13 protein-coding genes and 2 riboswitches are annotated in these 12,387 nt (G+C 66.1%); of the genes, 5 read left to right on the top strand and 8 right to left on the bottom strand.

Features of this window, described 5'->3' with window-relative positions:
• Positions 1–241 precede the first annotated feature (241 nt).
• On the top strand, positions 242–1,165 hold the full coding sequence (locus FHS94_RS13590) for a DMT family transporter (protein WP_343055290.1): 924 nt from the start codon (positions 242–244) through the stop codon (positions 1,163–1,165).
• Positions 1,166–1,170: 5 nt separating this feature from the next.
• Here the strand turns inward: FHS94_RS13590 and FHS94_RS13585 are convergent, their stop codons facing one another.
• The gene (locus tag FHS94_RS13585) at positions 1,171–1,713 is read right to left on the bottom strand and encodes a CcdC protein domain-containing protein (RefSeq protein ID WP_184058757.1); all 543 of its coding nucleotides are present in this window, start codon (positions 1,711–1,713) and stop codon (positions 1,171–1,173) included.
• Positions 1,714–1,840: 127 nt separating this feature from the next.
• Between FHS94_RS13585 and FHS94_RS19930 the strand changes: the two genes are divergently transcribed.
• Positions 1,841–2,305, top strand: a complete 465-nt coding sequence (locus FHS94_RS19930; protein WP_184058755.1) for a DUF4232 domain-containing protein — start codon at positions 1,841–1,843, stop codon at positions 2,303–2,305.
• Between the two features lie 3 nt (positions 2,306–2,308).
• Here FHS94_RS19930 and gcvPB read toward each other — a convergent pair whose 3' ends face one another.
• From gcvPB to FHS94_RS13555, 5 genes are all read right to left on the bottom strand, one after another.
• Complete coding sequence (gene gcvPB / locus FHS94_RS13575) at positions 2,309–3,886, bottom strand: aminomethyl-transferring glycine dehydrogenase subunit GcvPB (protein ID WP_184058753.1); 1,578 nt, start codon at positions 3,884–3,886, stop codon at positions 2,309–2,311.
• Positions 3,883–5,241, bottom strand: a complete 1,359-nt coding sequence (gene gcvPA, locus FHS94_RS13570; RefSeq protein ID WP_184058957.1) for an aminomethyl-transferring glycine dehydrogenase subunit GcvPA — start codon at positions 5,239–5,241, stop codon at positions 3,883–3,885. Before gcvPA ends, gcvPB begins: the two co-directional genes overlap by 4 nt.
• 68 nt (positions 5,242–5,309) lie before the next feature.
• Positions 5,310–5,681 carry a glycine cleavage system protein GcvH gene (gene gcvH / locus FHS94_RS13565; protein WP_184058751.1) on the bottom strand — a complete coding sequence of 124 codons (372 nt, stop codon included), beginning with the start codon at positions 5,679–5,681 and terminating at the stop codon, positions 5,310–5,312.
• A 1-nt stretch (position 5,682) separates the two neighbouring features.
• Positions 5,683–6,873: a glycine cleavage system aminomethyltransferase GcvT gene (gene gcvT / locus FHS94_RS13560; protein WP_184058955.1), complete on the bottom strand. Its 1,191-nt coding sequence runs from the start codon at positions 6,871–6,873 to the stop codon at positions 5,683–5,685.
• A 70-nt stretch (positions 6,874–6,943) separates the two neighbouring features.
• Positions 6,944–7,049: riboswitch (glycine riboswitch) on the bottom strand.
• A riboswitch (glycine riboswitch) is annotated at positions 7,050–7,139 on the bottom strand.
• A 78-nt stretch (positions 7,140–7,217) separates the two neighbouring features.
• Positions 7,218–7,829 (bottom strand): hypothetical protein, encoded by a 612-nt coding sequence (locus FHS94_RS13555; protein ID WP_184058953.1) that lies wholly within the window; start codon positions 7,827–7,829, stop codon positions 7,218–7,220.
• Positions 7,830–7,951: 122 nt separating this feature from the next.
• Between FHS94_RS13555 and ispH the strand changes: the two genes are divergently transcribed.
• Genes ispH through rnhA form a run of 3 tightly spaced genes read left to right on the top strand, consistent with a single transcriptional unit; the run spans position 7,952 to position 10,343 of the window.
• Positions 7,952–8,923, top strand: a complete 972-nt coding sequence (gene ispH / locus FHS94_RS13550) for a 4-hydroxy-3-methylbut-2-enyl diphosphate reductase (protein WP_184058749.1) — start codon at positions 7,952–7,954, stop codon at positions 8,921–8,923.
• On the top strand, positions 8,923–9,879 hold the full coding sequence (gene thrB / locus FHS94_RS13545) for a homoserine kinase (protein WP_184058747.1): 957 nt from the start codon (positions 8,923–8,925) through the stop codon (positions 9,877–9,879). Before ispH ends, thrB begins: the two co-directional genes overlap by 1 nt.
• Positions 9,876–10,343, top strand: coding sequence for a ribonuclease HI (gene rnhA / locus FHS94_RS13540; RefSeq protein WP_184058745.1), 468 nt, complete (start codon positions 9,876–9,878; stop codon positions 10,341–10,343). Before thrB ends, rnhA begins: the two co-directional genes overlap by 4 nt.
• A 3-nt stretch (positions 10,344–10,346) precedes the next feature.
• Here the strand turns inward: rnhA and FHS94_RS13535 are convergent, their stop codons facing one another.
• Entirely contained in the window at positions 10,347–11,429 is a 1,083-nt protein-coding gene (locus FHS94_RS13535) for an NAD(P)/FAD-dependent oxidoreductase (protein WP_184058743.1), read from the bottom strand.
• A complete protein-coding gene (locus tag FHS94_RS13530; RefSeq protein WP_184058741.1) occupies positions 11,426–12,385 on the bottom strand; it encodes an alpha/beta fold hydrolase in 960 nt (319 codons plus the stop codon). Before FHS94_RS13530 ends, FHS94_RS13535 begins: the two co-directional genes overlap by 4 nt.
• Positions 12,386–12,387 lie beyond the last annotated feature (2 nt).

Below are 12,387 nucleotides of genomic sequence, written 5' to 3'. Positions count from 1 at the left end.
GTGCTGCGATTGTGGGCAGGAGTAAGGCGGGCTGTCGCCATTCGGGCGACGGAGGCTACCTCATGAACACAAGTCTAAGCGCAACCTACTCGGTCACAACGCCTGACGGCACGCAGATCAAGCTCAGCCTGGAGCGGAAGATTAGCAAGCCGCCTCAATCGTCACCACGCCAGAAAGCGCCGTTGCGCCGCTAATCACTCCGGGTCTGGCGTTCCGCGCAAGGTGTCGTAAGTCGCGGCGGGTGAGCGCCAGCCCTTCTTCTGTCGACAGCATCCTCCCCGCCATCGGCCTGCGGCTGCTTTCCGTCGCGCTGTTCGCGTGCATGAACACCGGGATCAAGTTAGCTGAACAGGGCGGGGCCGCGCTGGGGGAGATCCTGTTTTTTCGCCAGCTTGGGGCATCGGTGCTCGTCAGCGCCGTTGTCCTGACCGGGCCGGGGCTAGGCTCACTACGATCGCAGCGGATGGGCGCTCATGTCAGCCGGGCGACGGTAGGGCTGATCTCGATGGCGTTCACCTTTGCCGCGCTGCTCGCGCTTCCGCTGGCCGAGGCGACTACGATCGGCTTTTCGATGCCCATCTTTGCAACGGTGCTGGGCGCGGTGCTGTTGGGCGAGCCGACCGGGTGGCGACGCTGGGCCGCGGTGCTGGCCGGGTTCATCGGCGTGTTGATCGTGACACAGCCGGGCATGGGCGGACGCTTTCCGCTTTGGGGTGGGCTCTGTGGCCTCACGGCCGCGTTCCTGACGGCGGTGGTCTCGATCCTGCTGCGCCAGCTCGGGCAGACTGAGCGGCCGCTGACAACGGTGTTCTGGTTTTCGACGTTGTCGCTGGTCCCGCTCGGGCTCGTATATGCAGCGACGGCGCGGGCACATCCGGCCCACGTCTGGTTGATCCTGGGCGGGCTTGGTCTGTTCGGGGGTGCGGCACAGCTTGCGATGACCGGCAGCCTGGCGCGGGGTGCGGTCAGTGTCGTCGTGCCGATGGACTATACGGCGCTGATCTGGGCAACTGGCTTCGGTTGGCTGGTGTTCGGTACGTTGCCAGGCAACACTACCTGGATCGGTGCGCCAGTGATCGTCGCTTCCGGCCTGTACATCGTCTGGCGCGAGCATGTCCGCCGGCGAGAGGAGACCCGTCAGGCTGCAGCCCAGGGTATCGCCTGACGAGCCTAGGTGGCAACCGAGCTGATCCTGGATTGCGCGCGCGCCTGATCCAGCAGGCGCCGGGCCCGCAGGAACATTTCAATCCGCTGTGCCGTAAACAGGCCCAGTGCCAGCGCAACGAGCATGTCGGTCACGGCAAAGGCGTTCAGGTGCAGGAAGTTGTCACCTTCAAGGGCATAGCGCGCGCCCGACCGCACCGCGATGATCGCCAGGATGAACAGCATGGCAGCAGGAGAGCCGGTCTGGTTGAGTGCATGTGTTTCGGGATCAACGGTGATCCGCATCAGCTTGCCACGCTGCCAGCCCAGTGCCGCCCCAATCAGCAAGGCAGCCGCGCAGAACAGCCAAGCGAGACCCACCGGCGGTCGGGTCGCCAGCAGGGCAACTGCAACGACCGCGTAGAAGGTTGGAAAGATCCACAGGCGCTCCAGCCGAAGTGGCGTGACCCGGCTCATCCGGCGCCAGCGTAACGCGACCACGATGGCGAGGACGCCCGCGGTCATCGCGTACTGGATCCAACTGGCTGGCTGTGCGGCGTGCGGCTGCATTGATGCTCCCCCCGTTTCGTAGGCCTGCAGGTTAGCAGCGCAGCGGGCGACCGCCAGTCTGGCCGCACCCCTTCTCAGCAGGCGTTCAGGGGGGACACGTCACACGTACCTGCGAAGGAGTCGACCTATGCTGATGCTGTTTGCTGCCGCTGCCGCCGTTCCCGCCTGCACGGGCCGGGATCTCTCCTTGTCCACGGACGCGCGAAATGGAGACTTCAACGGCATGTCGCATTGTGGCACTTACCTGGTGCTACGCAACAGGAGCAGGCGCGCGTGTCAGTTGCCTGGACTACCCACCGTCACGTTGCGCGATGCTGCTGGTCGGGTCCTGCCGCTTTCTCGCCGCGCACCGGCAGGAATGCATCCTGGACCAGTGACAAGGCCGGTGGTCGTTCCGGTGGGTGGCCAAGTCGCGACCGGGCTGCGCTGGGTTTCGGGGCCGGTTTATGACCACAGCCGCAAGCTCAACGTGCGAACCGCGAAAATCGCGATTGCGGGTCGAACACTTACAACACAGCTTCGCGCGACGATCTATGCGCAGGCGGGGCAGCCAGCCTCGTTCGACCAGCCGCCCCTCGAAACTTTCCGCTGACGCCTACTCGGCCGCTTGGGCGGTCGGGGTGCGCTCCTTCCAAACCAGCACGGGCTTGCGTGCCGCCGCCGTCTCGTCGAGGCGCGCACGCGGCGCGAAGTGTGGTGCGGTTTTCAAGCTCGCGTCCGCCGCCTTGGCCCGCTCCGCCACCGAGCGCAGGGCCGCGATGAATTGGTCCAGCGCCGCCTTGGACTCCGTCTCGGTCGGCTCGACCAGCATTGCGCCATGGACGACGAGCGGGAAGTACACCGTCATCGGGTGGAAGCCCTCGTCGATCAGCCCCTTGGCGATGTCGAGCGTAGAGAATCCGTCCGGCAGGCCGTCGTCGGAAAACAGCGCTTCGTGCATGCACGGGCCGGAGTGGGCGAACGGCGCATCAAGCGTGCCCTCAAGCGAGCGCAGCACGTAGTTCGCGTTGAGCACCGCATCCTCCGCGACCTGGCGCAGACCGTCGGCACCGTGGCTAAGGATATAGGTCAGCGCACGCGTGAACATGCCCATCTGGCCATGAAACGCCGTCATCCGGCCGAAGCTGTCCGGGTGATCCTCACCCGCGGTCTCTTCCTCGATCAGGCCGATATGGCCGTCCTGATAGCGCGCCGTAAAGGGCAACGGCCCGAACGGGCTGAGCGCCTCGGACAACACGGTTGGCCCCGAACCTGGACCGCCGCCACCGTGAGGCGTCGAGAAGGTCTTGTGCAGGTTAATGTGCATCGCGTCGATGCCCAGGTCACCCGGACGCACGCGGCCGACGATCGCGTTGAAGTTAGCGCCGTCGCAGTAAACGTAACCGCCCACCGCGTGCACCGCGTCCGAAATACGCTTCATGTCGCGCTCGAACAGGCCGCAGGTGTTCGGGTTGGTGATCATCACGCCTGCGACATCCGGCCCAAGCCGAGCCTCTAGCGCATCCGTGTCGACGCGCCCTTCTGTCGTCGCCGGGATGTTTTCCACCGTGAAGCCCGCAAAAGCCGCGGTAGCGGGATTTGTCCCGTGCGCCGACTCGGGTACCAGGATCACCTTGCGCTGGCCCTCTCCACGCTTCTCCAACGCGGCCTTGATGCACAGAATGCCGCACAGCTCACCATGCGCGCCCGCCTTGGGGCTCATCGCGACGCCATGCATGCCGGTGAGCTCCATCAGCCAGAAGGCAAGTTCGTTGATCACGCCCAGGGCACCCTGAACCGTATCGACGGGCTGGAGCGGGTGAACGTCGGCAAAGCCCGGCAGCCGCGCCATGCGCTCGTTCAGGCGCGGATTGTGCTTCATGGTGCACGAACCGAGCGGGAAAAGGCCGAGATCGATCGCGTAGTTCTGACGGCTCAGGCGGGTGTAGTGGCGTACCGTCTCTGGCTCGGACAGGCCGGGAAGCCCGATCGGCGCGGAACGGGCAAGTCCGCCCAAGCGCGACGCGGCACCCGTCGTCTGGGCCGACAGATCCACGCCCGTCGTTGTCTCGTCACCGATCTCGAAAATCAATGGCTCTTCCAGCATCAAAGCCTTGTTGCCGGTCGATGTTGCGGGTGCCTGGCTTTGGGCGCCGGTCATCTCGGGGCGCCAGCCGCTTTGGTTGATCGTCATGCCAGCACCTCCTCAAGCGCAGTGGCGAACGCCTCGACATCCTCGGGCGTGGTAGTTTCAGTAACCGCAACGACGAGACCTTGCGACAGCGTCTCCTCGCCCGGGTAGAGGCGGCCGAGCGATACACCGGCCAGAATGCCGCGGTCGGCCAGGGTGCGCGCGATCGGCCGCGCTTCGCGTCCGAGGTCGATGGTGAACTCGTTGAAGAAGCTATCGTTGATTACTGTGACACCCGGCACCTTCGCCAGCCGATCGGCAGCGGCGCAGGCAGACTGATGGTTGATCTCCGCCAGCCCGCGTAGCCCGGCCTCTCCCAGCAGCGTCATGTGGATGGAGAAAGCCAGCGCGCAAAGCCCTGAGTTCGTGCAGATATTGGACGTCGCCTTCTCGCGGCGAATATGCTGCTCGCGTGTCGACAGGGTCAGCACAAACCCGCGCTTGCCGTTCGCGTCCACCGTCTCCCCGCACAAACGGCCGGGCATCTGGCGGACATATTTCTCCTTGCACCCGAAAAGCCCGACATAGGGGCCGCCAAACTGCAGGCCGACGCCGATCGACTGGCCCTCTCCCACGACGATATCGGCGTCCATCTCTCCCGGGCTGCGAAGCGCGCCTAGCGCGACCGGCTCGGTCACCACCGCGATCAGCAGCGCCTTGTTGGCGTGGCAGGCGTCCGCCAGCGGGGTCAGGTCCGCGACCCGGCCAAGGATGTCGGGATATTGCACCACAACACAGCTCGTGTCGGCATCGATGCGACCGATCAGCGTCTCGATGTCGGTGTCGGCGGTGAACGTCGGGGTGGAGGTCTCCAGCTGATCGCCGGTGTACTTCGCCATGGTCTTGGCGACCGAAACGTAATGAGGGTGAAGCCCCGACGACAGGATTGCCTTGCCCCGCCGCGTGATTCGCCGCGCCATGCCGATCGCTTCCCAGCACGCGGTCGAGCCGTCATACATCGATGCATTGGCAACATCGGTTCCGAGCAGGCGCGCGACCTGCGTCTGGAACTCGAACAGCATCTGCAGCGTGCCCTGCGCGATCTCAGGCTGGTACGGCGTATAAGCGGTCAGGAACTCACCGCGCTGGATCAGGTGATCCACGCTGGCGGGCACATGATGCCGGTATGCACCGCAGCCAAGGAAGAACGGAACCTCACCCGCAACCGTGTTCTGGCGGGCGAGCTTGGTCATGTGCCGTTCGACCGCCAGCTCGGATGCGTGATTGGGCAGGCCAGCAATCGGGCCCGACAGTCGCGCCTCCTCGGGCACGTCCACGAACAGGTCGTCGATGGAGGATGCGCCGATCACGGACAGCATTGCGTCCCGGTCGGGCTGGGTCAGGGGAAGGTAGCGCAACATGGATCTCCGGCCGACGGCCCTATCGAAACCGTCACCCCGGCCCGATGCCGAGGTGACGCAAAACATCACAGCTTGGCGACGAACGCCTCATAGCTGGCCTCATCCATCAGCTCGTCGACCTCGGACGGGTCGGACAAGGTGATGCGGAAAAACCAGCCTTCGCTTTCGGGGTCGCTGTTGACGAGGTCGGGTTGGTCGGCGAGCGCGGGGTTTCCCTCGATCACCGTGCCGGACACGGGGCTGTACACGTCGGATGCCGCCTTGACGCTCTCAATCACCGCGGCCTCGTCGCCCTTGCTCAGCTCACGCCCGTCGGCGGGCACGTCGACGAACACGATGTCGCCAAGCTGACCTTGGGCGTAATCGGAAATACCGACCGTCCCGACATTGCCGTCGAGTTCGATCCATTCGTGGTCTTCGGTAAAGTAGCGGGCCATGTCACTTGCTCCCGTTTCGGACGTAGCGGTGGGGGACGAATGGCATCGCGGTAACGACGCCGGTGTGGATCTTGCCGCGCTGGGCAAGGCGGATGCGGGTGCCGGGCTGAGCCAGAGCAGCAGGCACATAGGCCATCGCGATCGGCTGGCCGACGCTGGGCGCGAAGCCCCCAGACGTCACGCGCCCGACGTCGCCATCGTCATCGTCGATCACCGCCGCGCCTTCGCGCACCGGCTGGCGACCGTCGACGAGCAGGCCAACGCGCTTGACGGCCGGACCATCGGCGCGTTCCGCCAGAATGCGCTCAGCGCCCGGAAAGTCCGCGGCCTCGCGCCGGCGCTTCGAAATGGCGAAACCCAGGTCGGCCATGACCGGAGTCGTTTCGGGATCGAGGTCATGGCCATAGAGCGGCAGGCCCGCCTCCAGCCGCAGCGAATCGCGCGCGCCAAGACCGATCGGCTTGACCTCTGGCTGGTCGGTCAGCGCATCGGCAAACGCCGCCGCCGCTTCCGCCGGAAACGAGATCTCGAACCCGTCCTCGCCCGTGTAGCCGGAGCGGCTTATCCACAGGTTGTGGCCGCCCCAATTGAACGCGCCCGCCGTCATGAAGGTCAGCGCCTCGACCCCGGGCACGATGCGGGAAAGCGCGACCACGGCCTCCGGTCCTTGCAGCGCCAGCAGCGCCTGCTCGTCCTGCAGGTTGATCGTCACCTCGTCGGGCAAATGCTCAAGCAGGTGGCCGATGTCGTCATACTTGGTCGCGCCGTTGACGACCATGTAGATCTCGTCGCCAGCGCCCGACGACCCGTCGCCCGAACGCCTTGTCACCATCAGGTCATCAAGGATTCCGCCGCCCTCGTTCAGCAGCAGCGAATAGCGCATTCTGCCCTGGCCCAGGCCCGTGACGTCACCGGGCAGCACAGCTTCCAGCGCGCGCGCAACCGCCACCACGTCGATGCCGTCGCCAGTAAAGACGAGCTGGCCCATATGGCTCACGTCGAACAGCCCGGCATGTTCGCGGCACCAAAGATGCTCGGCCATGATGCCTTCGAACTGGACGGGCATGTGATAGCCCGCGAACGGCACCATGCGGCCGCCGCGTTCACGGTGCCACCTATCAAGCGGCAAGTGCTGGATTTCCGGAACGTCGGGATCGGGCGCGTCGGGATCAAGCGCGAGCCCTTCGGGCAGATGCTTCAGGTCGGTCACTGGCCGTCTCCAAAAGGGCGGACGCGCGCGGCCAACGCCGCAACTCGTTCCGGTTTCCCCCTCTGTCACGGAACCTGAGAGCTTTCCCCGGATCAGGCGATCCAGGTTACCCCTTCGGTGGCGCCCGCTAAAAGCGGCCGCGCTTTCCAGAGTGTCGACAGACCCGCGCGGTCCTTTTGCCTGAGAGATTCCGGGGCGGTTGCTCCTTCGGCGGCCCCGTTTCCAGGGCCCTCTCCCGCGCGTTCCCATGCCGGATGAACCAGCATCAACAAGCATTCAACTGACTGCCGGGCGGCCCGCTGTCAATCGCCCAAAGGCCTTTGCGGTCAGCGGGTCGCGTTATAGCGAAGCTGGGCGTCGGTCAGCTGGAACCCGACCAGCGCTTCAAACGTCGCCCGCTGCACGGCCTGACGGACCTCCGGCGCGGTCAGCGGATCGATCGCAGCATCCTCGTCGCCCGCCTTGCGCCGCCGGGTCAGGCGCTCACGCACTTCGGCGGGCAGCGTCGCCGCGGCGCGGGTCACTTGCGAGGATGCCTGACCCGACGCCTGTGTACGCGCCTGGCCGGCGTTGAAGTGCAACTGCACCTGCCCGACCCGCTTCGCCACCACGGCGCTGCCGCCGCGCACCACCGCCATGAAGTAGGGCAATGAAACGTCGCGCGCGTCATCGGTGCGGGTGCGGCGGGCCAGAACGTCAAAGGTCACCGTTGTCGCCACCTGCTCCCCTGCATCGTTGCAGGTGGAGCGGACGTTGGTCATTGTCGCGGTGACGTCCATCGCGGTCGCGCTGGTATCGCTCACCGGGTTGAACAGGGTGATGTCGCCGGTGGCGGCGGGAATCGCCACGGCGGGACAGGCCGAACGCACGGCGGTGATGCCACCAGTCGCGTCGATTTCCCCCGACCGATTGGCGCATCCGCCGAGCACGAGGAGCATGGCAGCGGCGGCAGGAAACGGGGCTTTCACGGGGAACGCAAACCTTTTGTCGGGGGTCGTACCGGGTCGCGCGGCACCATACGGCTTTCCCGCCGCCAAGCAATCGCGTAAGCGCTTGTGTCATGACCGACCCGGCCACCACCGACGCCGCCCTGCCCCCACTGGAGCTGATCATCGCCGCCCCCAGGGGCTTTTGCGCCGGAGTGGACCGCGCGATCCGGATCGTTGAGCTCGCGATCGAGAAGCACGGCGCACCCGTTTATGTCCGGCATGAGATCGTCCACAACAAATTCGTGGTCGACTCACTACGCTCGCAGGGGGCGGTGTTCGTGGAGGAACTGGACGAGGTGCCCGATGACGCGCCCGTCGTCTTCTCCGCCCATGGCGTGCCCAAGTCGGTGCCGGCCGCTGCGCAGGACCGCGGCCTCGCATATCTGGATGCGACCTGCCCGCTAGTGTCGAAGGTGCATCGCCAGGCCGAACGGCTGGTCGCGTCTGGACGGCATATCCTGTTCATCGGCCACCAAGGGCATCCGGAGGTGATCGGCACGCTGGGCCAGGTTCCCGCTGGAACGATGACCCTGATCGAGACGGTAGCGGACGTCGAAGCGTTGCAGCCCGCCAACCCGGAGAACCTAGCCTTCCTGACCCAGACCACGTTGTCGGTGGATGACACGGCAGCAATGGTCGACGCACTTCACCAGCGCTTTCCGAGCATCGAGGCGCCGAAGGGTGAGGACATCTGCTACGCGACGTCCAACCGACAGGCCGCGGTCAAGGCGATCGCGACGGCGTGCGACGCCATGTTGGTGATTGGCGCGCCCAACTCGTCCAATTCGCTCCGCCTGGTGGAAGTCGCCGCGCGGGAGGGCACGCCTGCCCGGCTGATCCAGCGCGCGGTCGAGCTCGACTGGTCGTTCCTCCATGGTGTGCGAACCCTGGGCATCACGGCGGGCGCTTCCGCGCCCGAGTTGCTGGTGCGCGAACTCGTTGACCGCCTTGCCACGCGATACACGATCACGGAGCGTGAGGTGGAAACCACGCGCGAAACCGTCGCCTTCAAGCTACCGCGGGGTCTGGAGGTCGCCGCCTAGTGGCGGTGTACACGCCGGTTTCGGCCGAAGCGCTGACCGGGTTCCTAGGCCGTTACGACGCCGGCGAGCTCGTGTCGGCGAAGGGCATCGCGGAAGGTGTCGAGAACTCCAATTACCTGGTCGATACAACCCGCGACCGGTACATTCTGACATTGTACGAGAAACGGGTTTCCGCCGACGACCTTCCCTTCTTCCTGTCCCTGCTGGACCATCTCGCTGCGAAAGGTCTGCCCGTGCCGCCGGCGATCGGCGACCGCGGTGGCCGGGCAATACAGCAGCTTGAAAGCCGTCCGGCCTGCCTGATCCGCTTCCTGCCGGGCGTGTCGCTCTCCCATCCGACCCCGGCGCAAGCGCACGCAGCGGCCGCCATGATGGGACGCATGCACCGCGCGGTCGCGGATTTCGCTTTGGCCCGACCCAATTCGATGGGCGCAGACACTTGGCGTCCGCTGTTCGAGCGCTGCGGGAGCGACCTGGACAGCATTGCACCGTCGCTTCGCGACGAACTGGCAAGCGGTCTGGATCGGGTGCTTCACGCCTGGCCCACTGACGGGGATCGCTGCGTCATCCACGCCGACCTTTTCCCCGACAATGTCCTGATGCGGGACGATCAGGTGACCGGGCTGATCGACTTCTACTTCGCGTGCACGGACCTGCGCCTTTACGATCTCGCCGTCATGCATTCGGCCTGGAGCTTTGATGTACGGGGCGAGCGATATGATCTGGCCGTGGGGCGTGCGCTGCTGGACGGTTACGCGGACAGCTATGGGCTGGGTGCCGAAGAGCGTCAGCAGCTACCCGTCCTTGCCATGGGTGCCTGCCTGCGCTTCGCACTCAGCCGCGCCTGGGACTGGCTGAACACGCCTGCCGACGCACTGGTGACGCGCAAGGATCCGCTCGCCTATACGCGCCGGCTTGGATTCTACCAGGAACACGGGATCACCGCCTTTTCATGACTGATATGTCCCACGTCGAAATTGCCACCGATGGCGCGTGCAAGGGGAATCCTGGCCCCGGCGGCTGGGGGGCGCTGCTGCGTTTTGGCACGAACGAGAAGGAATTGTCGGGCGGCGACGCGCACACCACCAACAACCGGATGGAGCTGACTGCGGTCATCGAGGCACTGCGCATCCTGACGCGCCCGTGCCGTATCACCCTGTCCACCGACAGCAAATATGTGATGGACGGGCTGACCCGCTGGATCCACGGCTGGCAGAAGAATGGGTGGAAGACGGCCGACAAGAAGCCGGTCAAGAATGCGGAGCTTTGGCAGGCGCTGTTTGCCGAAACCCAAAAGCACCAGATCGAGTGGAAGTGGGTGAAGGGCCATGCCGGCAACGCCGACAATGAGCGCGTAGATCGACTGGCAAGCGACGCCGCGGTGGCAGCGGGGCGGAGCGGGGCGGAGCGGGGCGGCTAGCAGCTAGACCCGACGGAAACGCCCCGGCGAGAATATCAGCGGATCGACGCCCGGCGGTAGCTCGCCTTGCTGAAGAAGAAGTGCTGTCGACAGGGTAGCGGCGGCGGGCGCGGTCTGGATACCAAAGCCGCCCTGCCCGGCGCACCAGAACAGCCCGGGCACGACCGGATCGAAGCCGAACACCGGCAGGCGATCGGGAGCAAAGCTGCGAAGCCCGGCCCAGCGGCGCTCCACCGCCTCCACACGCCAGTCCACTGCGCTTTCCAGGCGATCGATTGCGATCGCCACATCGAGTTCGTCGGGGGCGGCGTCGCACGGATCGGTCGGGATCTCGTCATGCGGGCTCAGCCACACGCGCCCGCCAGCTTCCGGCTTGAAGTAAAAGGTGCCGTTCAACGCGGCGACATGCGGCAGCCCGGCACATGCCGGCGGATCGACTCGCAACTGCGCCATGGTGCGGCGGAACGGCGCGATCCCGAGCGGTTCTGCGCCAAATACCCGCGCCACCTGGTCGGCCCAGGCGCCGGCAGCGTTGACCACCGTTTCCGCGGTATACCGCCCAGCCGCGGTAACGAGATGCCAACGTCCATCGGATCGATCGGCACCGCGTAGCCCGGCACTGGTGACCAACGTCGCACCGGCCGCGCGAGCGCGCGCAAGGCAGGACGCATGAAGCCCGCCGACGTCGATGTAAGCGCAACTCGGTTCCCACACACCAACCGTCCAGCCGTCGCGAATTCCTGGGATTTGGTCTGCCGGATCGACCGCTTCCAGCATTACCGACGTGCCCGCGAAAGCCGCAAGCAAGGCATGAGCGGCAGCCCGATCGGCCTCACGCCCGACATGGATGGAGCCTAGCGGCTGGAGGAACCCGCCTGCACGCAGGGTGGGCCCCGATGCACTGGTCAGCGGCTGGATACCCGGCCCGCCATAGGTTTCGGACCAGAACGCCGCCGATCGACCGGTCGCGTGGTATCCGGGCGCGTCCTCACCCTCCACCAACAACACCCGAGCGTGCGGCGCAAGTTCGGCGGCAAGGCTGGCACCAGCTATGCCTGCCCCAATGATAGCAACATCGAAACTCATGTGCGTGGCACTCGCCGGTCCAGAAACGATCGGATAGCCGCAAAGGCGCGACCTCGCGCTGGGTCGCCCTCCCGCAGCACCTCGTGCGCCGCCTCGTTCGGGGCGAATCGGACCAACTCGCAATCGGGCAAGCGTTCAGCCACCCGCCGTGCTGCCCGCGGGTCGACCAGCTTGTCCCCGTCCGCGACCAGCATCAGCACCGGCGCTGTCACCCGTTCCAGCCCCGGATGACGCGCCAGCACCGCGCCTGCGCGGAACGCTTCGACCACCCAGCCCCAACTTGGCGGCCCCAACTCCAGTTCAGGGTTTGGGACCTGCCACCAGCGCTCGTCCTGCCCACGGCTGTTGTCGAGGGTCAGCCGACGCCGTCGGCGTGCCACCGAGTCGGGATCGGTGCTCCACCGCCAGGCGCTGCGCGTCGGCTCGCCCCGTCGAAGCATCAGCCGTGCGAGGACGCCCCCGGCCCACGCCCCAATCGGAGAGCGCACCTGCACCATCGGCGCCGACAGGATCACCGCATCGGGATCGATGACCTTATCGGCCAGCGCCCGGAGCGCGAAGTGACCACCCATTGAATGGCCCAGCAGGACACGCGGCCCCGCCCCCTCCGCCGTCCACGCTCGCCAGAAACCGGCTAAATCGTCCACCATGGCATCGAACCGGTCAGCATGGCCGACCCGGGGATCGCGGCCGAGCCGGCCGGACCCGCCCTGCCCGCGCCAGTCGAATGACGTTACCGACCAACCTTCCGCCTGCAATTCGGCTATTTCGTCCAGGTACTTCTCGAATACATCCGACCGTCCCGGCTGAAACAACAGCCGTCCTCGCTCAGCCCCGTCGGCCCGCCAGTCGAACCTGCGGTGCCTCCAGCCATCGGGCGCGAGCCAGCCCGCCACCCGCGCCTGAGGTGGCAGGGCGCGCAGCGGAGCCGGGCTGATGGAAGTCTCCTGCTTCATCT

Origin of the sequence: Sphingomonas aerophila, from assembly GCF_014199305.1 — a bacterium.
Classification (GTDB): domain Bacteria; phylum Pseudomonadota; class Alphaproteobacteria; order Sphingomonadales; family Sphingomonadaceae; genus Sphingomonas; species Sphingomonas aerophila.
The sequence above is the reverse complement of the archived record's forward strand: the minus strand, read 5'-3'. Positions and strand labels throughout refer to the sequence as shown.

Bases quoted from the DNA above. Each gene is read 5' to 3' on its own strand.
- FHS94_RS13585 (WP_184058757.1), bottom strand. From the start codon at position 1,713: ATGCAGCCGCACGCCGCACAGCCAGCCAGTTGGATCCAGTACGCGATG.
- FHS94_RS19930 (WP_184058755.1), top strand. From the start codon at position 1,841: ATGCTGATGCTGTTTGCTGCCGCTGCCGCCGTTCCCGCCTGCACGGGC.
- gcvPB (WP_184058753.1), bottom strand. From the start codon at position 3,886: ATGACGATCAACCAAAGCGGCTGGCGCCCCGAGATGACCGGCGCCCAA.
- gcvH (WP_184058751.1), bottom strand. From the start codon at position 5,681: ATGGCCCGCTACTTTACCGAAGACCACGAATGGATCGAACTCGACGGC.
- FHS94_RS13555 (WP_184058953.1), bottom strand. From the start codon at position 7,829: ATGCTCCTCGTGCTCGGCGGATGCGCCAATCGGTCGGGGGAAATCGAC.
- ispH (WP_184058749.1), top strand. From the start codon at position 7,952: ATGACCGACCCGGCCACCACCGACGCCGCCCTGCCCCCACTGGAGCTG.
- rnhA (WP_184058745.1), top strand. From the start codon at position 9,876: ATGACTGATATGTCCCACGTCGAAATTGCCACCGATGGCGCGTGCAAG.
- FHS94_RS13535 (WP_184058743.1), bottom strand. From the start codon at position 11,429: ATGAGTTTCGATGTTGCTATCATTGGGGCAGGCATAGCTGGTGCCAGC.
- FHS94_RS13530 (WP_184058741.1), bottom strand. From the start codon at position 12,385: ATGAAGCAGGAGACTTCCATCAGCCCGGCTCCGCTGCGCGCCCTGCCA.